Annotated in this window: 23 protein-coding genes and 3 pseudogenes; 18 read left to right on the top strand and 8 right to left on the bottom strand. The window is 61.4% G+C overall.

Features of this window, described 5'->3' with window-relative positions; translation table 11 throughout:
* Window positions 1-2: 2 nt before the first annotated feature.
* Window positions 3-764: an SDR family NAD(P)-dependent oxidoreductase gene (locus HDG39_RS04875; RefSeq protein ID WP_184003701.1), complete on the bottom strand. Its 762-nt coding sequence runs from the start codon at window positions 762-764 to the stop codon at window positions 3-5.
* Between the two features lie 2 nt (window positions 765-766).
* A pseudogene (locus HDG39_RS04870) lies at window positions 767-1,108 on the bottom strand (MFS transporter); the annotation flags it as partial.
* Between the two features lie 115 nt (window positions 1,109-1,223).
* Between HDG39_RS04870 and HDG39_RS04865 the strand changes: the two are divergent.
* On the top strand, window positions 1,224-2,036 hold the full coding sequence (locus HDG39_RS04865; RefSeq protein ID WP_184003699.1) for an IclR family transcriptional regulator: 813 nt from the start codon (window positions 1,224-1,226) through the stop codon (window positions 2,034-2,036).
* Window positions 2,033-2,263, top strand: coding sequence for a hypothetical protein (locus HDG39_RS04860; protein WP_184003697.1), 231 nt, complete (start codon window positions 2,033-2,035; stop codon window positions 2,261-2,263). Before HDG39_RS04865 ends, HDG39_RS04860 begins: the two co-directional genes overlap by 4 nt.
* A 313-nt stretch (window positions 2,264-2,576) precedes the next feature.
* Here the strand turns inward: HDG39_RS04860 and HDG39_RS04855 are convergent, their stop codons facing one another.
* The 5 genes from HDG39_RS04855 to HDG39_RS04835 form a co-directional block, all read right to left on the bottom strand.
* Window positions 2,577-3,605 (bottom strand): alpha/beta fold hydrolase, encoded by a 1,029-nt coding sequence (locus HDG39_RS04855; protein WP_184003695.1) that lies wholly within the window; start codon window positions 3,603-3,605, stop codon window positions 2,577-2,579.
* Window positions 3,606-3,634: 29 nt separating this feature from the next.
* Window positions 3,635-4,654 carry a Gfo/Idh/MocA family protein gene (locus HDG39_RS04850; RefSeq protein ID WP_184003693.1) on the bottom strand — a complete coding sequence of 340 codons (1,020 nt, stop codon included), beginning with the start codon at window positions 4,652-4,654 and terminating at the stop codon, window positions 3,635-3,637.
* A 172-nt stretch (window positions 4,655-4,826) separates the two neighbouring features.
* Complete coding sequence (locus HDG39_RS04845) at window positions 4,827-5,729, bottom strand: shikimate dehydrogenase family protein (protein ID WP_260327530.1); 903 nt, start codon at window positions 5,727-5,729, stop codon at window positions 4,827-4,829.
* Between the two features lie 10 nt (window positions 5,730-5,739).
* Window positions 5,740-6,192: a cupin domain-containing protein gene (locus HDG39_RS04840; protein WP_090805074.1), complete on the bottom strand. Its 453-nt coding sequence runs from the start codon at window positions 6,190-6,192 to the stop codon at window positions 5,740-5,742.
* Window positions 6,193-6,314: 122 nt separating this feature from the next.
* A complete protein-coding gene (locus HDG39_RS04835; RefSeq protein ID WP_184003691.1) occupies window positions 6,315-7,748 on the bottom strand; it encodes an MFS transporter in 1,434 nt (477 codons plus the stop codon).
* An 84-nt stretch (window positions 7,749-7,832) separates the two neighbouring features.
* Between HDG39_RS04835 and HDG39_RS04830 the strand changes: the two genes are divergently transcribed.
* The 12 genes and pseudogenes from HDG39_RS04830 to HDG39_RS04775 form a co-directional block, all read left to right on the top strand.
* Window positions 7,833-8,645: an IclR family transcriptional regulator gene (locus HDG39_RS04830; protein WP_184003689.1), complete on the top strand. Its 813-nt coding sequence runs from the start codon at window positions 7,833-7,835 to the stop codon at window positions 8,643-8,645.
* The gene (locus HDG39_RS04825) at window positions 8,642-9,454 is read left to right on the top strand and encodes a fumarylacetoacetate hydrolase family protein (RefSeq protein WP_184003687.1); all 813 of its coding nucleotides are present in this window, start codon (window positions 8,642-8,644) and stop codon (window positions 9,452-9,454) included. Before HDG39_RS04830 ends, HDG39_RS04825 begins: the two co-directional genes overlap by 4 nt.
* 13 nt (window positions 9,455-9,467) lie before the next feature.
* Window positions 9,468-10,361, top strand: a complete 894-nt coding sequence (locus HDG39_RS04820; RefSeq protein ID WP_184003685.1) for a fumarylacetoacetate hydrolase family protein — start codon at window positions 9,468-9,470, stop codon at window positions 10,359-10,361.
* Window positions 10,362-10,389: 28 nt separating this feature from the next.
* A complete protein-coding gene (locus HDG39_RS04815) occupies window positions 10,390-11,085 on the top strand; it encodes a hypothetical protein (protein WP_184003683.1) in 696 nt (231 codons plus the stop codon).
* Between the two features lie 94 nt (window positions 11,086-11,179).
* Window positions 11,180-12,751, top strand: a complete 1,572-nt coding sequence (locus tag HDG39_RS04810) for a UxaA family hydrolase (protein WP_184003681.1) — start codon at window positions 11,180-11,182, stop codon at window positions 12,749-12,751.
* Window positions 12,752-12,830: 79 nt separating this feature from the next.
* A complete protein-coding gene (locus HDG39_RS04805; RefSeq protein ID WP_184003679.1) occupies window positions 12,831-14,060 on the top strand; it encodes a fumarylacetoacetate hydrolase family protein in 1,230 nt (409 codons plus the stop codon).
* Between the two features lie 181 nt (window positions 14,061-14,241).
* Window positions 14,242-15,141 carry a LysR substrate-binding domain-containing protein gene (locus HDG39_RS04800; RefSeq protein WP_026225353.1) on the top strand — a complete coding sequence of 300 codons (900 nt, stop codon included), beginning with the start codon at window positions 14,242-14,244 and terminating at the stop codon, window positions 15,139-15,141.
* A gap of 152 nt (window positions 15,142-15,293) precedes the next feature.
* Entirely contained in the window at window positions 15,294-16,589 is a 1,296-nt protein-coding gene (locus tag HDG39_RS04795) for an MFS transporter (protein ID WP_184003677.1), read from the top strand.
* A gap of 10 nt (window positions 16,590-16,599) precedes the next feature.
* Window positions 16,600-17,859, top strand: a complete 1,260-nt coding sequence (locus tag HDG39_RS04790) for a metal-dependent hydrolase family protein (protein WP_184003675.1) — start codon at window positions 16,600-16,602, stop codon at window positions 17,857-17,859.
* 53 nt (window positions 17,860-17,912) lie between these two features.
* Window positions 17,913-18,875, top strand: a complete 963-nt coding sequence (gene lhpI / locus HDG39_RS04785; protein ID WP_184003673.1) for a bifunctional Delta(1)-pyrroline-2-carboxylate/Delta(1)-piperideine-2-carboxylate reductase — start codon at window positions 17,913-17,915, stop codon at window positions 18,873-18,875.
* 62 nt (window positions 18,876-18,937) lie between these two features.
* The gene (lhpH, locus tag HDG39_RS04780; RefSeq protein ID WP_184003671.1) at window positions 18,938-19,945 is read left to right on the top strand and encodes a trans-3-hydroxy-L-proline dehydratase; all 1,008 of its coding nucleotides are present in this window, start codon (window positions 18,938-18,940) and stop codon (window positions 19,943-19,945) included.
* 84 nt (window positions 19,946-20,029) lie between these two features.
* Window positions 20,030-20,358 (top strand): annotated as a pseudogene (locus HDG39_RS04775) (IS701 family transposase); the annotation flags it as partial.
* Window positions 20,359-20,363: 5 nt separating this feature from the next.
* On the opposite strand, the gene HDG39_RS04770 reads toward HDG39_RS04775, so the two are convergent.
* Window positions 20,364-21,323, bottom strand: a complete 960-nt coding sequence (locus HDG39_RS04770; protein WP_184003669.1) for a GlxA family transcriptional regulator — start codon at window positions 21,321-21,323, stop codon at window positions 20,364-20,366.
* A gap of 144 nt (window positions 21,324-21,467) precedes the next feature.
* On the opposite strand from HDG39_RS04770, the pseudogene HDG39_RS04765 reads away from it, so the two are divergent.
* From HDG39_RS04765 to HDG39_RS04750, 4 genes and pseudogenes are all read left to right on the top strand, one after another.
* Window positions 21,468-22,285, top strand: a pseudogene (locus HDG39_RS04765) (SDR family NAD(P)-dependent oxidoreductase).
* Window positions 22,286-22,385: 100 nt separating this feature from the next.
* Window positions 22,386-23,726 carry an epoxide hydrolase family protein gene (locus tag HDG39_RS04760; RefSeq protein ID WP_184003667.1) on the top strand — a complete coding sequence of 447 codons (1,341 nt, stop codon included), beginning with the start codon at window positions 22,386-22,388 and terminating at the stop codon, window positions 23,724-23,726.
* Between the two features lie 400 nt (window positions 23,727-24,126).
* Window positions 24,127-24,351, top strand: a complete 225-nt coding sequence (locus HDG39_RS04755; RefSeq protein WP_184003665.1) for a DUF4148 domain-containing protein — start codon at window positions 24,127-24,129, stop codon at window positions 24,349-24,351.
* A 153-nt stretch (window positions 24,352-24,504) separates the two neighbouring features.
* Entirely contained in the window at window positions 24,505-24,921 is a 417-nt protein-coding gene (locus HDG39_RS04750; protein ID WP_184003663.1) for an organic hydroperoxide resistance protein, read from the top strand.
* Window positions 24,922-25,493: the final 572 nt, after the last annotated feature.

The raw sequence follows: 25,493 nt of genomic DNA, 5'->3' as shown, positions 1-25,493 counted from the left end.
CGTCAATCCATGTAGGAGCCGCCATTCACGCTGAGTGTCTCACCGAAGATGTAGCTTGCATCATCCGAGACGAGGAAGGCAGCGGCCCGTGCAATCTCCTCTGGGCGCCCAAGGCGGCCCGCGGGAATGTTAGAGATGGTCGTCGCCTTCATCTCGGGGCTCATCTCATCGGTGAGTTCCGTCGCGACGAGGCCCGGCGCGATGGCATTGACATTGATGCCAAAGGGTGCCGCGTAGCGCGCGAGCGATTTTGTCAGGCCGATGATTCCAGCCTTCGCAGCGGTGTAATGTGCGTTGCCACTGAAGTCACCGCGCTTGCCGGCCACTGAACTGACGTTGACGATCTTTCCATACTTTTGCGCCTTCATCGACGCGAGAACGGCCTGGCAGCAGAGGAACGAGCCCTTGAGATGGATGTTAATCATCCGATCCCATTTCTCTGAGCTAATCTCGGGAAAACTGACGAAGTCGCCAATTCCAGCGTTGTTAATCAGGATGTCGACGCGACCATGGTCCGCAAGGAGCCGGCGGAACGCGTCCTCGACCTGGCTCGTATCAGCCACGTCAAAAGCGATGGCGCTAGCGCTTCCACCCCTTCGCTGAATGTTTTTCGCCGCCTCGGTTGCCGGTTCAAGCGTGCGGTCATTGACGATCACATGGGCACCACGGTCGGCGAGAACATCGGCGATAGCGACACCCAACCCGCGCCCAGCGCCCGTGACCACGGCAATCTTGCCCGACAGGTCCTGCTGATTTGAAATCATGTCTACCCCCGATGTTGTTGGCTCGCGAGTACTTCGGAGCGCAGCTGATTGGCGAAATCCTGCGAGTCGGCTGTTTCGGTTGCCCCGACCATCGTCTCGGCACGCAGGCGATCGTAGTCGCCTTTTGGTACGGGAACCGCGTTGCGGTCGCCGAGATCGCTGAGGTGGATCCGGTACGTCTCCCGCGTAGTGAAAGCGGCGATAGCGGCCACTACGCAGATACCGAATGTCAGGGCTCCGATCTTCAGCGGGATATTGGCGGAGCCGGGGGGCGCGACCGCGACGAAGAGCGCGGGGAGAAACGCGGTCAGCATCGTGCCGACGTTCTGCCCGATCGCTATCCCGTGAGGCTCAAGCGGGGTGTTCAGTTTCATCACTCGTCTCCGTTTTGATTGACTTTCCGGTGTTGGTTGTCTATTGTTGTAACACCGTTCCATTAAGAATCACGTTGCGTCAATTATGAGAGTTGTCAAGGGTGCAGTTGATCGGTCGCTGCAGGCGATCGAGTTGCTCGCACGTGAGGCGCGCTGGATGCGCATCTCCGATATCGCCGCCGAACTCGGGCTGGAGAAGGGCCCCGCGCATCGCGTACTCGCGCAACTGTGCGAGCAGGGCTGGGCGGAACAGGATGAACAGACCTCCCAGTACCGTCTGACCTTGAAGCTGTCCCTGCTCGGTCAGCGGTACCTGCATGGGCTTGGTCTGCCGGGTCTGGTGCAGCCGATCCTCGATGAGGTCGCGGGTCAGTGCCGCGAGCTGGTCCGGCTGACAGTGGTCAACGAAGGAACACTCGCGTGGCTGGCAGCGTCCCAGGGCGCGGCACCGGGCCTGATGTATTCGCCGTCCATGCATAGTCCCATCGTCTTGCATGCCACATCGGTTGGCAAGGCGTGGCTGGCTGGAATGCCGAACGACCAGGCGATCGAATACGCCCTGCGTGGTGGACTCGGAAAAGCGTCCGCCGCGGGCGCATGGACGCCGAAGGCCATTACCAGCGTCGAGCAGCTGATTCCGGAGTTGGAGCGGACCAGGCAGCGTGGCTATGGCCTTGTCGTCGAAGAGGCCGAGCCGGGTGTCGTCGCATTGGCGGTGCTGGTGCGCGCGCTGTCTGACGGTGCGGTGGTCGGCACCATGAGCATTGCCGGGCCGGTCACACGGGTTCAGCCGGAGCGTTACGAGGCCTTTTACGCGCTATTGCAGCAAGCGTCCGCGAAGCTGGGTGCCGTATGGCCGCGCCAGAGCGTCGGTGCGGATGTGAGTGAGGCGGCATGAGCACGCCGGATGCAGATCAGGCTGTCGGGCGACTCACCGCGCTGGATGAGCAGGCAGCACGCCTTCTCGTCACGGCGCGCCAGCGAGGCAAGCGTCGCTCAGCTTTATGCAATGGGGCAATACTCGTGACCGACAACGCCAAAAGGGTTCAGCCATATTCGCAGACTTACAACCGGGAATCGGCTGGAACGATAGTCTGGGGCCCCAAGGCCGCCGACATTCAATGATCGCACCGGAGTTCATTTCGGACTGCGGAGCGGACGCTTCCATTCGTCCCGCTGCGCCTCTGTGGCGCAACGGGCCTTGGCGCCAGTTCGCTTGATCCACGAGCGGCAGAAACGAGCACCGCAGCGACAACACCATCGGGCGGACGCTCAAGGCGGACGCGAGGGCAGCGTATGCGTCACATCCCGCTGCCGCACGGCGACAGCAACAGCCCATCGCCGAACGGAACATGGTCGTTGCTCGAAAGACATGTTGTGTAGGTCCAGCTCAATAGCGAGGCGCCGGACGAAGGGGCGCCGTATTGTCCGGTCAGCATCACCTGGAGGCGCGGCGTGGGGCTGATTGCAGCAGTTCCTGCAACTCGGCTTTGTAGAAACGCGCCAGGCCGTTGGTACCGTGGCCGCACGTATCCTCGCTGGCAGGGATCAAAAGCAGCCGGCCGTGGCGCACATGCTGCATCGCGTGCTCCATCAGACCGGTCTCGGGCGGATAGCGTTCGTCATCGGCCGCGTTGATGGCGAGCACCATAGCCCGGATCTGCTCCAGGCCGGGTGCCGGGTTATAGCCGCGCGAGGCACCCCATTGATATAAGAAGTCGTTGGCATCCAACGTGAAAGGCTGGGCCAACAGGGTGTCCAGGAAGTTGTCGGCCAACTCCATTGTCGGAGCTGCTTTCTGGTAGGCCAGCGTTCCGCCGTTGGTGGCCAGCGCGAAGAACGCGCTGGCAATGCGCAAGGAGCGGGGCGGGCTGGCGTAATTGCCATCCAGGTACTTAGGGTCGTCGCGGACCATCTCGGTGAGCATGCGGCGCAGCATCCAGTTGCGGCCGGACATCTCGGTCGGTTGCGACGCCATTGGCACCAGCGCGTCCATGAAGTCCGGATATCGCACCGCCCAGATCCACGCGTGCATGCCGCCCATCGAGTTGCCGATCAGCAGGCGCAAGTGCCTGATGCCCAGGCCCTCGGTCAGGAGCCTGTACTGCGCGAGCACCATGTCGTCGTAGTTGTAAGCCGGGAACCGCGTGCGCAGCCCGTCCGACGGCCTGGACGATCCGCCGGCTCCAATTCCGTCCGGGAGGACGATGAAATAATTGTTGGCATCAAGCGGCTGTCCGGGCCCGAACAGCTCTCCCGCGAACGCGGGCGTCAGCATGCTGGCGCCTGTGCCCGTCGTGCCGTGCAGGCCCAGGACCGGCTCGCCGGACGGGTCGCCGATGGTTCGGTAGTGTAGCCGCACCTCCGGCATCACCTCCCCGGTGTGGAAACGGAAGTCTCGCGCGATCCAGTCGCCTTCCTTCGGTGCAGGATAATCGGCCAAATTGCAATATCTCGTTAGCGGCATAGGCGTGCGACGCAATCCGATGGCCTGGATTACCCGGAAATCGGTTCAAGAGTCTGAAGCGCACCCCCCTGCCGAGCAGAAGCGTAGGCCGCATCCATGACCTGCATCATCGCCTCGGCGTCGCGCAAGGACGCGATCGGCCTTGCACCTGTGCGGCATTCACCAAGCACTCGCTTGACGAACAGTGGGTAGTAAATGTCGGTCTCTAACTGGAGACGGCGACTGCGAGTGCCGGCGGCAAGATTGTTCCGGTCCCGAATCTCGATCCGGTCGGGGCCCGATTTTGCGTACATGCGATCGGATGAAAGGGTGAAGGAGAATTCGCGCTGCTCGTCTTGAGTACTGGGAAAGCTGTATCCGGTCTCCACGAGCCCGATCACGCCGTCTTCGGTTTGCATTGTCAGCAACGAGTAGTCCTCGACGGCGCCTCGATGCGTTCGGGAGTTCATGGTGGCGGAGACTCGCGCGACTTCTTTGCCGGTCAGTAATCTGAAGAGATCGATGAAGTGGGTTGCGACATTGATCGTGGATCCGCCTCCGGAAAACACAGGATCGAGTGCCCAACCTGCGCCTGCAGCTTCGTAACGACCAGGCGCACCTACAATGAAACGGAAAGACATGTAGTTAAAGTCCGACGGTATGCAATCCTCCGCATCTTCCAGTGCGCCGAGCAACTCGCTCATCCGGAAGATCAACGGTACGGCGCAATAAAGATTGGCTTCCTCGGTCAGTTTGCGCAGCCGCGTGACCTGCGACATGTTTACGCCGCAGGGTTTCTCCAGCGCGAACGGAATTTTTCGTTCGATCACCGCCTCCGCGAGCGTCGGCATTTCGGAATGCCGCCCAAACACAAACGCGAAATCGACATCCTCGCGCTCGAGCAACTCATACGCCGACGAGTACAACGTGCTCCCAAAGCGCGCGGCAATTGCCTGTCCTTTTACTTGCTCCGCATCTGAAACGGCTACCACCTGGATACCGGGCGCCTCAAGCGCATCGAGATAGAGTGGGACATGCCAATGGCTGGCCTCCAGCAATGCGACTTTCATGCGTGTTCTCCCTTCGCACCGTCGACGAATCGACTCCGTGCTTGCGCGATGCGCGCATTAAAGCTGGCCGCACATACCAATGTGGAAACGTTGAAACTGTTCATCGCATCTTCCCTCCATTCAAACTGGTAAAACTGTCGATTCCGGGCGCTTTCCCAGATGCGTTAAGGCATTAACGACTTGCGTTCGTTGCAGGCGCGAAAAGCACGCCGTCGTCTGGTGCTGACCTGCCAGCAGGGTGGTAATCGAACCCAAGGAAGCATAGGGCATGCACTGCCTGCCCTTCATGCATCGGCCCCCCGTCCTGGGTACGACAGCCGCGCGCATGCGCGGCGCGGCGAAGCTGCGTCGGCTCTGGCGCATTGATGATGTCTACGACGATGGTGCCGGGTGCGAGCCGCTCGGGATTTACCGGCATGGCGTCATTCGCGTTCATGCCGAGCGGTGTGGCATTGATCACGACTTCGAAACCGTGCGGGTCGGGAGGTCCGGAATGCGTGATGCAACCGGTTTCGGCAGCAACGGATTCCGCGAGCTCGCCAGCCCGCTGCTCGTCGACGTCGGATATGGTTAACGTTCCGGCGCCCGCCGCCGCGACTGCAAATGCGATAGCCCTGCCCGCGCCTCCGGCACCGACGAGAAGAACGGACTTATTCGCCGGATGATTGCCTTCCCATTGCATGCCAAGCACACAGCCCACGCCATCGAATATGGCGCCGACCCAGCGTCCATCTTCGTTGCAACGTATCACGTTGAGTGCGCCGACCCTGGAAGCAGTGGGATGGAGTTCGTCGACAAAATCCAGCATCCGTTGCTTATGAGGCATTGTGACCAGCAGGCCGGAAAGATTGCGTAACGCTCGTGCGCCGGCGACGAATGCGGACAGGTCTTCCGCCTTGACCCAAAACGGAACGCAGACCGCGTCCGCGCGCTGTTCGATAAAAAGCTGGTTCAGCAGTTGCGGCGACTTGGCTGCCGTCAGCGGATCGCCCACTAACCCGTAAAGTCGCGTTCTTCCCGTGATATGTGGATGCATTGCGGCCTCATGTCCGATGTTGACGGAAGGTGCAGTCATAGCTTACTGCTCACTTCCAGGGTGCCGGGGCTTCGGCGAGATCCCATGTTCCGTAGACAGCGGGCTCGTTAATCTCGATGACTTCAAGGTCATCGGAGCGCCAGATCACATTGTGCGGAACGCCGGCGGGTTGCGAGAGGTCGTCCCCGGCATTGAGAGTCACATCGCCCTCGACGCCGGCGAAACGGAACGTCACCGATCCGCGCAGCACATACAGATAGTGCGCAGTCATGTCGTGCCAATGCCAGCCCGTGGCATCGGTGAACGGGGTCAGTGCGCGAATGTGCTTGGCGCCGATGCGACCGTTGGTCACCGCGGCGAGTCCGAGGTCGCGATACTCGGAGTCCGCGCGCAGCCCTTCCTTGTTCCAGACCGCTGCGGATGCGCTCACACGTGCGAACGGAGTCAGGGATTGCGCGAGTTCGCGCGGGCCATCGTAACGTGGCGTACCTTGGTTGTGCATGTGTCTTTCTCCTGTGTGGCATCAGATATTGGCGAGTGCCGCGGCCGCGTGTTCCTGCGCGGCTCGTCCGAACAGCGTAAGTTGCGCCGGGCGGTCGCTGCCGATATGGCCCTTGCTTTCGGCTACGAGCGCAGTTGGTTCGTCAGATCCTGTGAGTCGGCTGTTCCGGTCGCCTCACGCAACATCTCGGCGCGCAGACGATCGTATTCGCCTTTGGGTACCGGAACCGCGTTGCGGTCGCCGAGATCGTGGAGCCGGACCCGGTACGTCTCGCGCGTGGTAAAGGCGGCGATCGCGGCCACGACACAGATGCCGAATGTCAGGGCTCCGATCTTCAGTGGAATATTGGCGGAGCCGGGGGGCGCGACCGCGACGAAGAATGCCGGGAGCAGCGCGGAAAGCGTCGTCCCGACGTTCTGTCCAATGGCCATCCCGGACACGCGCACGCGCGTGTGGAACAGTTCGGAGAACAGGCTCGGGAATACGCCGTTGAAGCCCTGATAGGCGATGCCCCACATGAGCACCGAGAGAACCATCGCCAGCCACACGTTATGGACGCTGATAGCGTACAGATACACGAACGAGAGCAGTCCGGCGCTGAGGGTGCCGACAAGGACTGGCGGCCTGCGACCAATCCTGTCTGAGAGGTTGCCGACGAAGGGAATCAGGATCACTGCGCAGATATTGCCCAGAACAGGGATCCACAGATACATGCCGGGAGGGAAGCCGATGCCGTACGCTGGCTGAACCGCGTAGGCGGTGCCGAAGACCGCGGCGACAAGGGCGATTACGGCGGTAAGCGCCATGCAGACCACGCGCACGACATCGTCCCAGCTCTGCCGGAGCACTTCGACGACTGGCGAGGCGGGAATTTCGCCGTGCACGCGCTCCTCGGCGAACGCCGGGGTCTCATCGACTTTGCGGCGAATGACGTAGCCCGCGATGAGAACGACAATGCTGAGCAGGAACGGAATCCGCCAGCCCCAGGAGGTGAACTGGTCCCTGGGCATGAAATGCGCGAGAGGCAGGAAGATCGCTGCCGCCATGAGCTGTCCGGCCTGCACCCCCTGGAGGGTAAAGCTCGCGAAGTAGCCGCGCCGACCGAACGGTGCGTGCTCGAGAATCATTGAACTGGCGCCGGAGAGCTCCCCGGCGACCGCGAAGCCCTGGATGAGGCGAAGAACCACGAGCAGCACCGGCGCCCAGATGCCGACCTGCTTATAGGTTGGCAGGACCCCGACGGCCATCGTTGAAAAGCCCATGAGGAACATGCAGAGGAGCAGCACCGTCTTGCGGCCGTGGCGGTCGCCCCAGTGGCCGAGGACGACGGCACCCACCGGGCGGGCGATATAGCCGACACCGAAGGTTGCCAGTGAGGCGATGATGGCGACCGTTGGATTGTCAGATGGAAAGAAGAGCTGCGGGAACACCAGCGACGCCGCAGTCGCGTAAATGAAGAAGTCGTAGTACTCCAGCGCCGAGCCGATCCAGCCGCTGGCCGCGGCGATCTTCGACTGGCGCTTGCCGTGAGGCTTAACCCGGGTATTCCGATTCATGCTTGTCTCCATCGTGATTGACTTTCCGGTGCTGTTTGTCTATTGTTGTAACACAGTTCCATTAAGAATCATGTTACGTCAATTATGAGAGTTGTCAAGGGAGCAGTTGACCGGTCGCTGCAGGCGATCGAGTTGCTCGCACGTGAGGCGCGCTGGATGCGCATCTCCGATATCGCCGCCGAACTCGGGCTGGAGAAGGGCCCCGCGCATCGCGTACTCGCGCAACTGTGCGAGCAGGGCTGGGCGGAACAGGATGAACAGACCTCCCAGTACCGTCTGACCTTGAAGCTGTCCCTGCTCGGTCAGCGGTACCTGCATGGGCTTGGTCTGCCGGGTCTGGTGCAGCCGATCCTCGATGAGGTCGCGGGTCAGTGCCGCGAGCTGGTCCGGCTGACGGTGGTCAACGAAGGAATACTCGCGTGGCTGGCAGCGTCCCAGGGCGCGGCACCGGGCCTGATGTATTCGCCGTCCATGCATAGTCCCATCGTCTTGCATGCCACATCGGTTGGCAAGGCGTGGCTGGCTGGAATGCCGAACGACCAGGCGATCGAATACGCCCTGCGTGGTGGACTCGGAAAAGCGTCCGCAGCGGGCGCATGGACGCCGAAGGCCATTACCAACGTCGAGCAGCTGATTCCGGAGTTGGAGCGGACCAGGCAGCGTGGCTATGGCCTTGTCGTCGAAGAGGCCGAGCCGGGTGTCGTCGCATTGGCGGTGCTGGTGCGTGCGCTGCCTGACGGTGCGGTGGTCGGCACCATGAGCATTGCCGGGCCGGTCACACGGGTTCAGCCGGAGCGTTACGAGGCCTTTTACGCGCTATTGCAGCAAGCGTCCGCGAAGCTGGGTGCCGTATGGCCGCGCCAGAGCGTCGGTGCGGATGTGAGTGAGGCGGCATGAGCACGCCGGATGCAGATCAGGCTGTCGGGCGACTCGCCGCGCTGGATGAGCAGGCAGCACGCCTTCTCGTCACGGCGCGCCAGCGAGGCACGTTCGCGGAGCGCCTTCCCGTCGAACTGCGTCCCCAAAATCTGGATGAGGGTTTCGCGATCCAGCAACAGGTGGGCGATCAGCTCGGTTGGCAGGCCGGCGCCTGGAAATGCGCGCTGCCGCCGGCGGGCAAACTCATCGCTGCGCCAATCTATGACGCCGTTATCCATCGAGGCGCCCAATGCTGCACTCGCGCCGGGCTTGCGGAGTCTTCTGTAAGGGCAGAGCCTGAACTCGCCTGTTTGCTGGCTCGCGATCTGCCGCCCCGGCGCGAAGCGTATGGCGAAGCCGAGGTGCTCGACGCTCTCGGGAATGTTCACCTCGCGCTCGAACTGCTGGCCAGTCGATATGCGCATCCGGAGGCGCTGACGTTTCCTGAATTGCTGGCGGACGGTCTGTTCAACGCCGGTCTTGTCATTGGGCCGCGCGTTCAATTGCCCGAGGGCGCGACGCCGGCCGATCTCCCGATCGAATTCACCGTCAGTCTGACTCGCGCCGGACACGACACGGTCGGTTTTGCTGGCCGCCACCCTGATCGCAGCGTGCTCGCGCCGATCGTGTGGCTCGTCAATTTTCTCCGCGTCCGCGGCCTTGGATTGCATGCCGGCCAGGCGGTGATCACGGGCTCTTACGCGGGCGTGCTCGAGTTGCCGATTGGTTGTGAGTTGCATATCGGCTTCGGTGATCTCGGCACCTTGCCGATACTTTTTTTGTCTTGATAGGAGTCTTCAAATGCGTCTCGTCCGTTTCGGCCAGCCTGGTCAGGAGCATCCCGGTGTCATCGATTCGAGCGGCGCGATCCGCGATCTGACCGGCGTCGTCGACGACATCGACGGAACGACGGTTTCGCCTGCAGTCCTTGCGAAGCTGAGCGAACTCGATCTGAATCGCCTGCCCGTGGTGGAAGCGGGCACGCGCCTCGGCGCCTGTATCGGCAATGTCCGTAACCTCGTGTGCATTGGTCTGAACTACACCGACCATGCAGCCGAAACCGATACACCGATTCCGCGGGAACCCGTCGTGTTCAACAAGCATACGGGTTCGATCAGCGGTCCGAACGATCCGGTCATCTTGCCGGCAGACGCGCAAAAGCTGGATTGGGAGGTCGAGCTGGGCGTGGTGATCGGCAAACCCGCCTGGCAGATCGATGAAGCCACCGCGCTCGATCATGTGGCGGGTTACTGCCTTGCCAATGACGTTTCCGAACGCGCGTATCAGCTCGAACGCGAAGGCCAGTGGACCAAGGGCAAAAGCGGCTTCTCTTTTGCGCCGCTCGGCCCGTGGCTCGTAACGCGTGATGAAGTGCCCGACCCGCAGGTGCTCGACCTGTGGCTCGACGTCAACGGCACACGTCGTCAGACGGGCAACACACGCACGATGATCTTTAACGTCGCGCATATCGTGGCGTATCTCAGCCGCTTCATGCCACTGATGGCTGGCGACGTCATTATTACCGGGACGCCTCCCGGTGTCGGCCTCGGTCAGAAGCCGCCCGTCTTTCTGAAAGCGGGCGACACCATGACCCTCGGCGGCAGCGGACTCGGCGAGCAGAGACAGAAGGTGGTGCCGTACGCCGATTCGCTTGGCGCGGCATGGGGCCGTGGCGAATATCCGTTGGCACGATAAAACGATTCGATCTGTAGGAGGAGGAGATATGAGCCTTGCTGGAACGGGCGTCGTGGCAATCTGGCATGACCTGCTGCCGGAAGCGAAGGATGAATTCTACGAGTGGCACAACCGCGAGCACATGCCGGAACGCGCCGGGATTCCTGGGTTCAGGCGCGGCCGGCGCTACATTGCGCTGGATGCGGGCCCCGAGTACTTCAATCTGTATGAAGCGGACACCGTGGAGGTGCTCGGCGCGCAAGACTACCTGCTTCGGCTGAATTCGCCGACGCCGTGGACGAAGCAGGTCGTCGCCTCGTTTCGCAGCGTGGCCCGCTCGATCTGCCATGTGGCGTACTCCGACGGCGTGGGGCAGGGCGCCAATCTCATGACGGTGCGCTTCGACGTGCCTTCGGCGGCGCGGGCCGATGTCGTGAAGGGATTGCGTCAGCAGGTCTTGCCGCCGCTCGCCGACCGGCCCGGCATCACGGGCGTGCACCTGTGTCTGGCCGATGAGGCCGTCAGCAAGGTGGAAACTGCCGAGAAGAAGGCGCGTTCGGAAGGCACCGAGGTGCCGACATGGATCGTGATGATCGAAGGATGCCGCGCCGACTATGTCCGCACAGCAGTGGACGCTTTCCTTGCCGGGCTCACTGCTTTGCCAGGGGCCGCTGCGGTTGCGCCGGACGCCACGCTCTATCAACTCGAGTACACGCGCTGCAAGACGCCGTGGAGCGCTGGCTGAAACGTCGTTTGAACACGGCTGCACGGCGCATCACACGACGTCGCACAGCCGGCCCCGAAAATGTCGTCACGTTGAGAAACGAAGGAGTAGTTCCATGTCGTCCCCTGTTGCGGACAAGTCCGTCGCATCGACCGCGCTCAGGCCGGTTCGCGTCATTCGGCTCAATCCCGCTGACGATGTCGTCGTCGCCCTCGATCAGCTTGTGTCCGGCACGGTGCTGGATGGGGAAGTGGTGACGGTCTCGGGATTGATCCCGCCCGGTCACAAAGTGGCGACACGCGACATCGGTGAGGGTCAAGCGGTACACCGTTATGGCCAGATCATCGGCTTTGCGAGTCAGCCGATCCGCGCGGGGCAGCACGTTCATACGCATAACCTTGCGATGGGCGAATTCGCCCGTGACTACGCATTCAGTCAGGGTGTGCGTGCCAGCGTCCGTTCAACTGAGCCCGCGACATTTCAGGGCATTGTGCGCGAAGACGGCCGTGTGGCTACGCGCAATTACATCGGCATCCTTACCTCGGTGAATTGCTCGGCGACGGTCGCGCGAGCCATTTCCGACTATTTCCGCCGCGACATTCGTCCGCATGCGCTGGCCGCGTTTCCGAATGTCGACGGCGTCGTCGCGCTCACCCATGGTTCCGGTTGCGCCATCGACTCCGAAGGCGACGGTCTCGCGATCCTGCAGCGCACGCTTGGCGGCTATGCGTGCCATCCCAACTTCGCGAGCGTGCTGGTCATCGGCCTGGGCTGCGAAACGAACCAGATTTCCCGGCTGCTCGAAACCCAGGGGCTCAAAGAACACGACCGCTTGCGAACCTTCACGATTCAGGACACCGGTGGCACGACCCTGACAATTGCAAAGGGTATCGAACTGGTTCGGCAGATGCTGCCCTATGCGAATGACGTCAAGCGGGAAACGGTTTCGGCAAGTCATCTCACCATCGGTCTTCAATGCGGTGGGTCGGACGGATATTCGGGCATCACGGCCAATCCCGTGCTGGGTGCAGCCGTCGACTTGCTCGTGCGGCAGGGCGGTACTGCGATTCTCTCGGAGACGCCGGAAATTTATGGCGCCGAGCACCTGTTGACCCGCCGCGCGGTAACGCCCGAAGTGGGACAGAAGCTGGTCGATCGCATTCGTTGGTGGGAAGCGTACGCGCAGCGGCAAGGGGCGCAGATCAACAACAATCCGTCGGCGGGCAATAAGGCCGGCGGCTTGACGACCGTCCTCGAGAAATCGTTGGGCGGCATCGCAAAGGCAGGTTCGACGAACCTCGTCGAGGTGTACCAATACGCCCAGCCGGTTAAGGCGCGCGGCCTGGTGTTCATGGACACGCCTGGCTACGACCCGGTGTCGGCTACCGGACAGGTCGCGGGCGGTGCGAACCTGATCTGCTTCACGACGGGACGCGGTTCGGCTTACGGCTGCGCGCCCTCGCCGTCGGTAAAGCTCGCGACAAACACCGCACTCTGGCAACGTCAGTCCGACGACATGGACCTGAACTGCGGAGAAGTGCTGGAAGGGAGCGCAACGATCGAGCAACTCGGCGCGGTGCTGTTCCAACTACTGCTCGACGTGGCCTCCGGGAAACGTTCCCGTAGCGAGCAGCACGGTTACGGACAAAACGAATTCGTCCCCTGGCAAATCAGCGCAATTATGTGACCCGCCGTTGGCCGGCATAAGTAGAGCGTGCACCGCGCTGATGCTCAGCAATAACCCACACCGGGTTGGAGAAAGATAGATGCCATTGAATGACCGATCCGCGCTGCCTGACGATCTGGAACACGCTGTGCTCGTGGGGCGCGCGTGGTGCCCTGATATCGGCGCGCCGCGTCCTGTTGCCGTTATAGGTGGCGAACTGGTGGATGTGTCGTCGTTCGCGCTGACGACCAGCACGCTGCTTGAGCAACCAGGAATCGGCCTTCGGCTGGAAGAGGCCGCTGCGAACCTGCCGAAGCTTGCGACACTGGACTCGGTTCTTGCCAATTCGGCCTTCGATCGACGCGATCCGTCCACCCCTTGGCTTATCGCGCCATGTGACCTTCAGGCGATCAAAGCGAGCGGTGTGACGTTCGTCGAAAGCCTTCTGGAGCGGGTGATCGAGGAGCGCTCGGGAGGCGACGCGAGCCGGGCCGATGAAGTGCGCGCGCGTGTCATGTCGGTGCTGGGCGATCGGCTCGCAAGCGTTCGCCCAGGGTCTGCGGAAGCTGAGGCGGTGCGCCACGTACTTATTCAGGAAGGAATGTGGTCGCAGTATCTGGAAGTCGGCATCGGTCCCGATGCGGAAATCTTCACGAAAGCGCAGCCCATGTCCGCCGTCGGCACCGGCAGCGAAATCGGAATCCATGAAAATTCGCATTGGAATAACCCGGAGCCTGAAATCGTGCTGGCGGTGACCAGCCGGGCGGAAATCGTCGGCGCCACGCTTGGCAATGACGTCAATCTTCGGGATTTCGAAGGCCGCAGTGCACTGTTGCTCGGTAAGGCCAAGGATAACAACGCGTCGGCCTCGATTGGCCCGTTCATTCGCCTCTTCGACAGTACATTCGGTCTCGATGATGTTCGGGCTGCGGAGCTTTCGCTGCGCGTAGAAGGAACGGATGGATATGTTCTGACAGGGGCAAGTTCCATGAAACGCATCAGCCGGGACCCGTCAGAACTCGTTGCGCAGGCGATGGGTTCTCACCATCAATACCCGGACGGAATGATGCTTTATCTCGGGACATTGTTTGCACCGAGCGCCGATCGTAGCGTGCCAGGGCAAGGATTCACGCATCAGATCGGCGATACGGTGACGATATCGAGCCCGCGATTCGGTGCGCTCGTCAACACGGTCAACTATTCGCATCGCGTTGCGCCGTGGGAGTTTGGAGTCGGCGCGCTGCTCGCCAGCATTCTTCGCCGGCAGCGAGGTTCGAATCGTGGCGTCTTTTCACCGGCCTTTAACCGAATTCCATCCACTGATTTCTGAGCAACGGACCCGCCCTGTGACCTCGCGGCACGTTCGGTTAGTTTGACAAAGCGTTCGAGTCTATATCTAGAGGCGACGGTCGTACGGCCGTGAGACTATCCGAGGACACTCACGGCCCATCGGCCGACGTTGTTGGGCTATCCTGCTGCTCTACTACTACCAGGACAGTCCGCCGCACGCCATGGCTCTCTCTCCGTTACCTCCACTGGCATGTCTGCAAGCATTCGAAGCTAGCGCCCGTTATCTGAGCTTCACTCGCGCGGGGCAGGAACTGAACCTGTCCACCAGTGCTGTGAGCCGCCAGATATCTCAACTCGAAGAATTCCTGGGACGCCGGCTGTTCGTGCGGGAGCACAACACCCTAAGGCTCACGCCGGCAGGGGAGACCTATGCGGTGGACGTGCGGCGCATGTTGGAACTATGCACTAGCGTTACCTCAAGTCTGATGGCTCGCGTCGTCAAGTCTCGTCTCACGGTGTCCTGCACAGCGGGCATCTCGGTATTCTGGCTCGCGCCCAGAATCGGCTCGTTTATCGACGCGAATCCCGATGTGGACCTGCGCATCATCGTGCGGGACCACTTTGGAGCCGTCTCGCCAGCTGAGTACGACGTAGGCATTTTCTATCTGCGCAACCCCGAGGTTCCCGGAACGCACATACGGAAGCTCTTCGACGAAGAGGTCTTTCCGGTTTGTTCGCCGACCTATCTTGATGGGCGCAAACTGAAGCCAGTGGAACTGCTGTCCTGCACGCTACTTGTTCTTGAGGACGCGGAACGTAGCTGGATGTCCTGGCACACCTGGTTCGAACAGGCTGGGCTTGAACGACCAGCGCTCAATCAAACCATCATTGCCAACAGCTACCCACTCATTGTGCAGCTCGCGACGCATGGCAAGGGCGTCGCGCTCGGTTGGAACCGGGTTATCGACCCGCTCCTTGAGCACGGCGCGCTCGTCAGGGCATCGGACTCTCACGCCACCATGGGCGGCTCATACTTTGTCACCTGGCCATCAGAGCGTGCGGAAACACCTGCCGCCCGTCGGTTCCGCGAGTGGGTAGTCAGCCAGACACCCGCTTCCTGACATACCCCGTTGCAAGCCTTTGGATGCGGTTGCGTTTTTTGCAAGCGCGTTTGCGAATTTAGCGTTATGCGGTCGCCACGCCAAAAATTACATTGGTTGCGTGACGAATCGCGAACGCTCACCTCGCAAAGCGACAATCGAGAGAGGTCTAAATGGCAACGAGTGCATCAAATGGCGTACTGGTGGGCGTGCCGCCCACGAGGACTGTGACGCGCCGGAAGGCGATTTTCGCCACTGTCATTGGCAGCGGTCTGGAATGGTTCGACTTTTCCGGGTACGCATTCTTCGCAGCAACCATCGGTAAGTTATTTTTCCCCGCAGGCAACGAGACAACGTCGCTGCTGCTATCACTGGCAACCTTTGGGGTTGGCTTCGTGATGCGACCGCTCGGCGGCATCGCGTTCGGCATCTACGGTGACAGGGTGGGGCGCAAGCGGGCGCTGTCGCTCGCCATGCTCGTCATGGCGCTCGGCTCGGGCATCATTGCTTTCGCCCCTACATACCAGTCTATCGGCATCGCCGCGCCGTGTCTTATCGTCATCGCGCGATTGCTGCAGGGGCTGTCCGCTGGCGGTGAAATGGGCGGCGCTACCGCGTTCCTTACCGAGCATGCTCCAGCTAAACGTCGTGCTTTCTATTCGAGCTGGATTCAGACGAGTATCGGTTTCGCCGTGGTCATCGGCAGCCTTACCGGTACGCTCATCACGTCGAGCATGTCGGCTGATTCGCTGACCGCATGGGGATGGCGTATTCCGTTTTTCATCGGCATGCTGGTGGCTCCGGTTGGATACTACATTCGGCTGAAAATCGAGGAAACGCCCGAGTTCGTATCGGAGAAGCGCCACACCAACACGCCGCTGCGTGACGTCATTCACGAGTATCCCCGCCAGGTGCTCTCCAGCCTGCTGATGGTCGTACTGTGGACCGTCTGCACGTACGTCATCCTGTTCTACATCCCGACTTATGTTGTGAAGTATCTGCACATGACCCAGCGCGAGGGCTTCACGTCGGGCGTCGTCAGCGGTGTCGTGCTGATGGTCATGGCGCCCGTGTTCGGGGCACTGTCGGATAAGGTCGGCAAGCGGCGGGTCCTGTCGGTTGCTGCGCTCGTTATTCTGGTTGCCAGCTATCCACTGTTCTCTCATCTGATTAAATCGCCCGACTTTGCCACGCTGCTGACCTTCCAGGCGATTTTCGGCGTGCTGATTGCTGCATACACCGGCCCGATTCTGGCTCTCTTCACGGAAATGTTCCCGAGTCGCGTCCGTGCGACCGGACTGTCTTTGGCCTACAACGGCGCAGTGACCATCTTCGGTGGCTTTGCCGCTTTCATCATCACCTGGCTCACCCAACACACGGGTGACGCCGAGTCTGCGTCTTATTACATCATCTTCGCCGCGGTGGTCAGCCTGCTCGGCATCTTGCTGACAAAGCCATACCAGGCTTGAGGAAATTCAGATGAACATGTTGGTAATCGAGGGAGTCAACGTTTTCGACCCTGCAACGAAGAAACGCCAGACAAACGTCAATGTCTGCATCGCCGACGGGAAGATCACGGCAATAGGACAGATACCGTCGTCGTTTGTCGATGCCCGCAGAATGAGCCTTCCCGGGCGCACCGTCTTGCCGGGTTTCATCGACCTGCATGTCCACGTCGTCGCGTCAAATGCGAATCTGGGCGCTAACGCGATGATGCCAAACTTCCTGGCAGCGCTTAAAACCTTGCCGATTCTGCGCGGCATGCTGAATCGCGGGTTCACCACCGTTCGTGATGCAGGCGGCGCTGACTTTGCAATGTGCGATGCTGTCAACAGCGGCGTGCTTTGGGGCCCGCGCATCCTGTCTTCGGGCAAGGCGCTATCGCAGACCGGTGGGCACGGCGACTTCCGTCAGCGCAATGACAAGCTTGACGATGCCTGTGGGTGTCTGGGACGTCAGGGAGCGATTGCCCGGGTGGTCGATGGTGTCGAGGCGATGCGCCTGGCAGTACGCGAAGAACTCCTCAAAGGGGCCTCCCAAATCAAGATAATGGCGTCGGGCGGTGTCGCTTCGCCCAACGACCCCATCACCAACACCCAGTATTCGGAAGATGAAATCCGTGCCGCGGTTCAGGAAGCGGAGGCTGCCGGGACGTACGTGATGGCGCACGCCTACACCGCTCGTGCCGTCCGGCGCGCCGTCGAGTGCGGGGTGAAATGTATCGAGCACGGAAACCTTATCGACGAGGAGACTGCCCGTCTGCTGGCGGAGCGCGGCGTCGCGGTTGTGCCCACAATCGCCACTCTCGACCGTCTCATCGAACAAGGTTCCGCGCTTGGTTTCCCCGCTGAATCGCTCGCAAAGATTGAGGGAGCACGCTCCGTCGGCCGGCAGGCACTTGCCCTGATGGCGCGCGAAGGCGTGAAGGTCGGGTTCGGCTCAGACATGCTGGGCGAACTGCACACCTTCCAGTCCGACGAGTTCGCGGTTCGGGCAGAAATCGTCGGCAACGTCGAGGCCATCCGGTCGGCAACCTGCGTTGCCGCCGAAATCACGGGTGAAGCAGGCGTGCGGGGAACGGTCGCCGTCGGAGCCGTGGCTGATCTCGTCGTGGTCGACGGTGACCCGATTGAGGACATTTCACTTCTGCTGGGGCAAGGCGAACACATTTCCGTGGTCATCAAGGCTGGAGTGTGTATGAAGGAAGCCGGCCGACTGCTCGAGCCAATCGCAGAGTGAACTGCTGGCGCGCGGCATCGGTCGCGCCCACCCCTCCAAAGGCGGACCCGAACATGACCTCTCTCGGCACCCGAAATTTCGACGCCCACGCAACAGCTGCACTGCTGGACTATCCCTCGCTGGTGCGCGTTCTTCGGCAGACCATCATCGAATACGGCGCGGGACACATCGTGAGTCCTGAGCGGCTGGCCATTCCGATGCAGGACGGCGGCCTGATGTTATCGATGCCTGCCAGTGCTAAAGACATCGCCATCCATAAGTTGGTGACCGTGTGTCCTTCGAACGGAAAGCGCCTGCTTCCGACCATCCATGGTCAGGTCATCGCATGCGACGCGCACACCGGGGAAATGTTGTTCGTGCTCGACGGCCCGACCGTGACCGGGCGGCGAACGGCAGCGGTCACTGTGTTGGGCATCCAGACCCTGCATGGCATGGCTCCCCGCGAAATTCTCATCATTGGCACCGGGAAACAGGCGGCCAACCACGCGGAAGCTCTCGCGGCCTCCTTCCCGGAAGCCAAACTGTTCACAAAGGGCACCTCGCCGGCAGTCGCGGAGGCCTTCGTGGCGCGGACCCGGTCGGTAGCACCGAACCTGTCTGTCCTTGATGGCGATGTGATTCCCGACAGCATTGAAGTCGTCATCACGTTGACAACGAGCAAGTCTCCGGTCTACACGTTGCCGGCGCGAGCCGGCCGTCTCGTCGTCGGGGTCGGCGCTTTCACGGCAGACGCAGCGGAAATCGGCAAGGAAACCGTCGGCGGAAGTTTCGTAGTTGTAGATGACCCTGTCGGCGCAATGCATGAAGCGGGCGACCTTATCCAGGCCAGGGTCGACTGGGCCTCAGTTTCTCCGCTTGCCAAGGCACTAGCTGGCGAGCCGAAGCCGAGTGCGCCGATTCTGTTCAAAAGCGTTGGCTGTGCTGCCTGGGACCTGGCCGCGTGCCGGGTAGCACGTTCAGCGCTCGACTCAAACGCCTGTCAAGTCGGCGCTGATGTGTCAGTAGCGTCGATTTGAATCGCCGCCGTCCCCGTACAGCGAGGAAAAGCAGGACATCCACAGATTTCAGCGAAGCAAACATGAAAATCACGCGCACCATCTCGACTGTTGAAGTTCACACCGGCGGTGAAGCATTCCGCATTGTCACCAGCGGTTTGCCGCGCCTGCCTGGCGACACTATCGTCAAGCGACGTGCATGGCTGAAGGAAAACGCCGACGGTATCCGCCGGGCCCTGATGTTCGAACCGCGTGGGCATGCCGATATGTACGGTGGTTACCTGACGGAACCAGTGAGCCCGAACGCGGATTTCGGCATCATTTTCCTGCACAACGAGGGTTACAGCGACCACTGCGGTCATGGTGTCATCGCGCTGTCGACAGCAGCGGTCGAACTGGGCTGGGTGCAACGTCAGGTACCAGAGACACGCATCGGTATCGATGCACCGTGTGGCTTCATCGAAGCGTTCGTTCAATGGGACGGCGAGCACGCGGGCAATGTGCGTTTCGTCAATGTGCCGTCCTTTATCTGGAAACAGGACGTGACGGTCGAGACGCCGTCGTTCGGTTCGGTGACTGGCGACATTGCGTTCGGCGGTGCATTCTACTTTTACACCGACGGTCAACCACACGGACTTGAAGTTCGTGAATCGTCGGTGGAAGAACTCATTCGTTTTGGAGCGGAGGTAAAGGAGGCTGCGAACAAGGCGTTCCCCGTCGTGCACCCTGATATCCCTGAAATCAACCATATCTACGGGACCATTATCGCTAACGCACCGCGGGGCGAGGGTGCCACGCAAGCCAACTGCTGCGTATTCGCCGACCGCGAAGTGGACCGTTCACCGACCGGCTCAGGTACCGGCGGACGCGTCGCTCAGCTGTATCTGCGCGGTAAGTTGGGAAAGGGCGACACGCTCGTGAACGAGTCCATCATCGGCACGGTATTCAAAGGACGGGTGCTGAGCGAGACGACTGTGGGCGATTTCAGGGCCGTCATCCCCGAGGTCGAAGGCAACGCTTTCGTTTACGGCTTTGCGAATTGGATTGTGGACGAGCGTGACCCTCTGACTTATGGGTTCCTCGTACGGTAACCGGCTTTTGGTAGTACCAGTCAGCGCGGAACGCTGAGACGTCATCACGCGCGCTTTTTTGGGCCTCGAAAGTCGATAGCTCCCGTAACCTGGCGAGAAGGCAGCAACGCAGCACTTTCCTCGCGCTTTGCCGCCGTACGGGTTCGTCCCGCACATCGCGACTATTGGCGAAGCACCGTTCGCGACGAAGAATGGCTGCTTATCGAATGGCCTGATGGCGAGCCGGAGCCGCTCAAATACTTTCTCACTACCGCCCCCGAAGAGGCGACACCTGGCTTTCTGATGGCTCAGCGACTCCGAATGCAATCAGATGGACGCGATAAAAAAACTTCCTTGAACGCGCGCTGCCTGCCCCTCCTTCGGATTACATCCCCCGGGGCACTCCAGCGCGCGCAACTAATTATGTGACGTAGTAAGGCTAGACACCGATCCGATCACCGGCGCGAGCCTCACGCCGCACCTCCTGCGGCGGTAGGCCAAACCCGCGAATGAACGCTTCGCGCATATGCCGACGATCGCGAAACCCCGTCTCTGTTGCGATCACTTCCAGCGAGTGCCGACTCTTCTCGATCATCAGCCGCGCGGCTTCGAGCCGCAGCCCTTCGATCGCCTTCGCGGGCGACTGTCCGGTCTCCAAGGTGAACACCCGGCTGAACTGCCGCGGGCTCAGATGCGCCGTACCCGCGAGTTCCTCGACGGTGAGCGGCAGCCTCAGGTTCTTGCGCGCATAGTTCAGCGCCTCCTGGATGCGGTCGGATTTGGGTGCCAGGTCGAGCATTTCCGAATGCTGCGACTGGCCGCCCGCGCGCCGCTGATGCATCACGAGCTTGTGCGCGACCGAACGCGCCACGTCGGCGCCGAGATCCTTCTCGACCATCCCAAGCGCGAGGTCAAGCCCCGCAGTCATCCCCGCCGATGTCCAGATCGGCCCATCGACAATGTAAATACGATCTTCTTCGACGTGGATATCCGGAAACCGGCTCATCATGTCGCGCGCATGGGCCCAATGCGTCGTCGCGCGCCGGTTCGCGAGCAACCCCGCTTCGGCCAGCACGAAACCGCCCGTGCAGATGCCGGCAATGCGTCGCGCCCGCGTAGCCGCCTTGCGCAGGAATGCGAGCATTTCGGCTGGCGGAGGCGAGGTGAGTGGCGCGCTGACACCCGCCGCGATCCACGTGTCGATCGCGGCGCGCATCCCGAGCGCACGCGTGACGACGGACATGCCGAGCGAGGAGCGCACCTCGCCGCCAGCTACCGAGAAGTTTTCGATCCGGTAGAACGTTTCGCCCGCCGCAACGTTCGCGTATTCGAAAACCGACTGTGACGCGAGCGCCATCACCTGGAAGCCATCGCTCAACAAATATCCGATCCGATGCATGTCGGCCCTCCGCTGTTTATCAGGTCAAACATCCGCTGCGGCGAGATGTCCTAAATCACAACCATATACGTCATTTGCGTCGGCGTCAATCCGGACCACAATTGCCTCACGCAATCACCAGCGAACGTCCAACAGGAGTACATCATGACGCAGGCACATCAGGGTACAGCTTTCATTACGGGTGCATCCACGGGTATCGGCGCGGTCTATGCCGAGCGGCTCGCAAAACGTGGCTACGATCTGATTCTCGTTGCGCGCAGCCGCGACCGGCTCGTGAGTCTCGCCGAGCGCATCGCCAACGAAACGGGCCGGTCCGTCGAGATAATCGACGCCGATCTCAATGATCCAACTTCACGCGCCACGGTGGAAGCGAAACTGGCGGAAGACGCGAGCATCGTGCTGCTCGTGAACAACGCGGGTGTCGGCACGCATACGCCGTTGCTCGACAGCGACGTCGAGGCCATGACGCGGATGATCGATCTGAACGTTACCGCGCTCACCCGCCTCACGTACGCCGCGGTGCCGGGCTTCGTCTCGCGTGGCTCGGGCGCGATCATCAACATCTCGTCGATCGTCAGCATCGCGCCGGAGCGCCTGAATGGCGTGTATGGCGGCACCAAAGCCTTCGTGCTTGCGTTCAGCCAGTCGCTGCATCACGAGCTCGCCATCAAGGGTGTGAAGGTACAGGCGGTGCTGCCCGGCGCCACGGCCACCGATTTCTGGCAGACCGGCGGCTTGCCGCTCGAGAACCTGAATCCGGCCATCGTCATGTCCGCAGGCGACATGGTTGACGCGGCGCTCAGCGGCTTCGATCAGGGCGAGCTCGTCACGATTCCGTCCCTGCACGACGGCGCGAAGTGGGATGCCTTCGAAGCCGCGCGCCAGGCAATGTGCCGGAACTGTCGACCGACACGCCCGCACGCCGCTACACCGCTAACGAAAGAACCGTCGAGGGCGCATAGACGCGATCGCGCGAATGCAAGCGGTATTGATGCGATACGGAAACGGCGCCCGTAACCGTGGGCGCGCAAGGCCGCGCATCCTTTTTCAAGGAGTATCACCATGCGTATAGTTTCGACGGCGCCGACCCGGCGCAGCGCGTTCTCTTCAGCCGCGGCCGTACTCGGCCTGTTCCTGGCCGCTGGCTTCAGTTACGCCCATGCAGTTCCGGCGGCGGAACAGCCTTCGGCGATACCGCACGCAGCGGCTGAAGACGACTCGATCCGTCCTTTCCACGTTCACGTTTCAGACGAAACACTCGTCGACCTGCGCCGCCGAATCGCGGCCACCCGGTGGCCCGACAAGGAAACCGTCGCCGATCAATCCCAGGGCGTGCAGGAGGCGAAGATCCAGGCACTGGTGCACTACTGGGGAACCGACTACGACTGGCGTAAGACGGAGGCCAGGCTGAATGCCCTGCCGATGTTCGTGACCACGATCGACGGCGTCGATATCCAGTTCATCCACGTGAAGTCCCGTCACCCGAACGCGCTGCCGCTGATCGTCACTCACGGCTGGCCAGGCTCGCCTCTGGAAATTGAAAAGGCCATCGGTCCACTCACCGATCCTACGGCTTATGGCGGCCGTGCGGAGGACGCCTTCGATGTCGTCATCCCCTCGATGCCCGGCTATGGCTTCTCCGGCAAACCCACCGGCGTCGGCTGGGGTCCCGATCACATAGCGCGGGCGTGGGATGTGCTGATGAAGCGTCTGGGATACAAGCAGTATGTATCTCAAGGCGGCGATTGGGGATCGGTGGTGGCGGATGCGATGGGGCGTCAGGGCCCGGCAGGGCTTCTGGGCATTCACGTCAATATGCCTGCGACGGTGCCACCGGAGGTCGCGAAGGCGCTAAACAATGGCGAACCGGCGCCGGCCGGGCTGTCCGACGTGGAAAAGGCCGCGTACGAATCGCTCGCCAACCTCTACAAAAAGGGCGGCGGCTATGCCGCCATGATGGTCACTCGCCCGCAAACCGAGGGCTACGGCCTGGCTGATTCACCCGCCGGTCAGGCGGCCTGGATGTACGACAAGTTCGCGGCCTGGACCTATAGCGGCGGCGACCCCGAGCGCTCACTCACCAGGGATGAGATGCTCGACGACATCACGCTGTACTGGGTCACGAACACATCGACCTCGTCGGGGCGGCTCTACTGGGAGAACAACAACAACAACTTCAACGCCGTGGAACAGAAGACCGCCGATATTTCCGTCCCGGTCGCAGTGACGGTTTTTCCCGGCGAGATCTATCGGGCGCCGCGGAGCTGGACTGAGCGCAGCTATCACAATCTCAGCTATTTCCATGAGGTGAACAAGGGCGGCCACTTCGCAGCGTGGGAACAACCGCAGCTCTTTGCTCAGGAGCTCCGCGCGGCGTTCAGACAGGTGCGCCGACAACAGTGAGGGTCCGCCGGTTGCTCTAGCACGAATTCGTGGCAGCAACCGGCGCCAGGAGCCCACATCTCAGCAGGTTAGTGACATCAAGCGCCTGGTATCTGATCGCTTCTACTTTATCGACAAGCAGGGACACGTGATCCTTGCTGACTTCGGCGAAGGCAAAAACGAGCCGCCCGCGGCGGCGAGCAGGCAGTTGCTCGCGCAAAAATTGTGCGGCGTACGCAGCTTTCCGGATTGAAATGAATCCACGGAACCGCGGATACACAGTCTTGCAAAACGCCCGGGTCACGACACACGTCAGATACGTCGGCGCGCTGAAAATATTAACGACGGAGCGCGCCGAGTTGCCATCCAACCGATGTGTTTCGGGCGTTTTACCACCATTAATCGTTTCAAGGAGAACAGCATGAAAACTTCGATCGTAGCTTTAGCTTTTGCAGCATTCGCCGTTTCGGGCGCAGCTCAGGCCGCCGAGAGCGCCACGACCTCCGCTGTCGCGCAGACGGAGCAATCCGGTACGAGCCGTATCGGTGCGTCGCCGAAGACGCGTGCCGACGTGCGCCACGAATTGATGCTGGCGCAGCAGGATGGTCAGCTCGCCAGTCTCCGCAGGCTCTATCGCGGAAGCTGAACCTATCGTCATAGATCAGGGCTGCGCCGATTGCAGTAATCGAGCGTTCGGCGGTATTTCCGACACGACATCGCAGTCGGGTTTCCGGCTGACCGTCCGGGATACTTTTTCCACCTATTCGCATCACTGAGCCGCTACGGCAAGGAATTCATCATGTCTCGAATCGACAAAGTGTTGTACACGGGCAAGACCCACACGACGGGTGGACGCGACGGCGCATCGCGCAGTTCCGACGGACGCCTCGACGTCAGCCTCTCGGCACCAGGATCAACGGGCGGCGGGACGAATCCCGAGCAGATGTTCGCGGCCGGCTGGTCCGCCTGTTTCATCGGCGCAATGGGATTGGCGGCCGCGAAGATGAAGGTCGCGCTGCCCCCCGATACGGCCGTCGACGCCGAGGTCGATCTGTGCACCACCGATGGCGCTTACTTTCTGCAGGCTCGGCTAAACGTCAGCCTGCCAGGTGTGGAGCGCGAAGTCGCCGAGGCGCTGGCGCGCACAGCACACGAGACTTGCCCGTACTCGAAGGCGACGCGCGGGAACATCGAGGTGGGCATCAGTGTGGTCTGAATGCGGCGACGCGGGTGGCGAAACTTCCGCCTGACGCATGAACGGCGGCCGGTGTGATCTGGGAAGCTCCATCCGCACCGACTTGCAGCCAATTGCCGAAGCAACAGCAGGCGCCGCTTGGTAACAAGAAACCTGAGTCAATGCGGAGTAGCGCGTCAATCAGGAGTTCAAGGGATTATTTCGTGCGCGGGCGAGCCCGGCAGATAATTCGAGGAGGAGGGTGGCAGATCCTTGCCCTTGACTTCCTGATCCGTCATCAGAGAAGAGGGCGAAGCTTATTGTTCGCGCCTGGTTCTAGCGGCCCTTTCCAGTCATTCCATAAAGCAAGTCTGCGGCTCGCTATAAGTGCTGCGTCACAGTTCGATTTGGCCGCAAGTTTGGTCCAGAACATACAGACCGGAGCATGAACCGGTTTGGGCCAATCGTAAGAACCCAAATCGATTTTGACCAGACGCGCCTGGCTCGTGCCGTTCTTAGTCAACCGGCCTGCAAGTCGCGTGGTCATGGAGGCGCGGCAGCGCGCACCATCGGCCGCGAGTCCTGACGCGGCTTGGCCACGACGTGCGGCTCAT

This window comes from Paraburkholderia lebeckiae (genome assembly GCF_014201005.1).
Lineage (GTDB): Bacteria > Pseudomonadota > Gammaproteobacteria > Burkholderiales > Burkholderiaceae > Paraburkholderia > Paraburkholderia tuberum.
Note: the sequence above shows the minus strand (reverse complement) of the source record. Positions and strands in the feature narration are given on the sequence as shown.

Coding starts and splice junctions, on each gene's coding strand:
- HDG39_RS04760 (WP_184003667.1), top strand. CDS start 22,386: ATGCGTATAGTTTCGACGGCGCCGACCCGGCGCAGCGCGTTCTCTTCA.
- HDG39_RS04770 (WP_184003669.1), bottom strand. CDS start 21,323: ATGCATCGGATCGGATATTTGTTGAGCGATGGCTTCCAGGTGATGGCG.
- HDG39_RS04755 (WP_184003665.1), top strand. CDS start 24,127: ATGAAAACTTCGATCGTAGCTTTAGCTTTTGCAGCATTCGCCGTTTCG.
- HDG39_RS04840 (WP_090805074.1), bottom strand. CDS start 6,192: ATGCACAACCAAGGTACGCCACGTTACGATGGCCCGCGCGAACTCGCG.
- HDG39_RS04865 (WP_184003699.1), top strand. CDS start 1,224: ATGAGAGTTGTCAAGGGTGCAGTTGATCGGTCGCTGCAGGCGATCGAG.
- HDG39_RS04850 (WP_184003693.1), bottom strand. CDS start 4,654: ATGAAAGTCGCATTGCTGGAGGCCAGCCATTGGCATGTCCCACTCTAT.
- lhpI (WP_184003673.1), top strand. CDS start 17,913: ATGACCTCTCTCGGCACCCGAAATTTCGACGCCCACGCAACAGCTGCA.
- HDG39_RS04820 (WP_184003685.1), top strand. CDS start 9,468: ATGCGTCTCGTCCGTTTCGGCCAGCCTGGTCAGGAGCATCCCGGTGTC.
- HDG39_RS04810 (WP_184003681.1), top strand. CDS start 11,180: ATGTCGTCCCCTGTTGCGGACAAGTCCGTCGCATCGACCGCGCTCAGG.
- HDG39_RS04800 (WP_026225353.1), top strand. CDS start 14,242: ATGGCTCTCTCTCCGTTACCTCCACTGGCATGTCTGCAAGCATTCGAA.
- HDG39_RS04750 (WP_184003663.1), top strand. CDS start 24,505: ATGTCTCGAATCGACAAAGTGTTGTACACGGGCAAGACCCACACGACG.
- HDG39_RS04875 (WP_184003701.1), bottom strand. CDS start 764: ATGATTTCAAATCAGCAGGACCTGTCGGGCAAGATTGCCGTGGTCACG.
- HDG39_RS04830 (WP_184003689.1), top strand. CDS start 7,833: ATGAGAGTTGTCAAGGGAGCAGTTGACCGGTCGCTGCAGGCGATCGAG.
- HDG39_RS04805 (WP_184003679.1), top strand. CDS start 12,831: ATGCCATTGAATGACCGATCCGCGCTGCCTGACGATCTGGAACACGCT.
- HDG39_RS04835 (WP_184003691.1), bottom strand. CDS start 7,748: ATGAATCGGAATACCCGGGTTAAGCCTCACGGCAAGCGCCAGTCGAAG.
- lhpH (WP_184003671.1), top strand. CDS start 18,938: ATGAAAATCACGCGCACCATCTCGACTGTTGAAGTTCACACCGGCGGT.
- HDG39_RS04825 (WP_184003687.1), top strand. CDS start 8,642: ATGAGCACGCCGGATGCAGATCAGGCTGTCGGGCGACTCGCCGCGCTG.
- HDG39_RS04860 (WP_184003697.1), top strand. CDS start 2,033: ATGAGCACGCCGGATGCAGATCAGGCTGTCGGGCGACTCACCGCGCTG.
- HDG39_RS04815 (WP_184003683.1), top strand. CDS start 10,390: ATGAGCCTTGCTGGAACGGGCGTCGTGGCAATCTGGCATGACCTGCTG.
- HDG39_RS04795 (WP_184003677.1), top strand. CDS start 15,294: ATGGCAACGAGTGCATCAAATGGCGTACTGGTGGGCGTGCCGCCCACG.
- HDG39_RS04845 (WP_260327530.1), bottom strand. CDS start 5,729: ATGACTGCACCTTCCGTCAACATCGGACATGAGGCCGCAATGCATCCA.
- HDG39_RS04790 (WP_184003675.1), top strand. CDS start 16,600: ATGAACATGTTGGTAATCGAGGGAGTCAACGTTTTCGACCCTGCAACG.
- HDG39_RS04855 (WP_184003695.1), bottom strand. CDS start 3,605: ATGCCGCTAACGAGATATTGCAATTTGGCCGATTATCCTGCACCGAAG.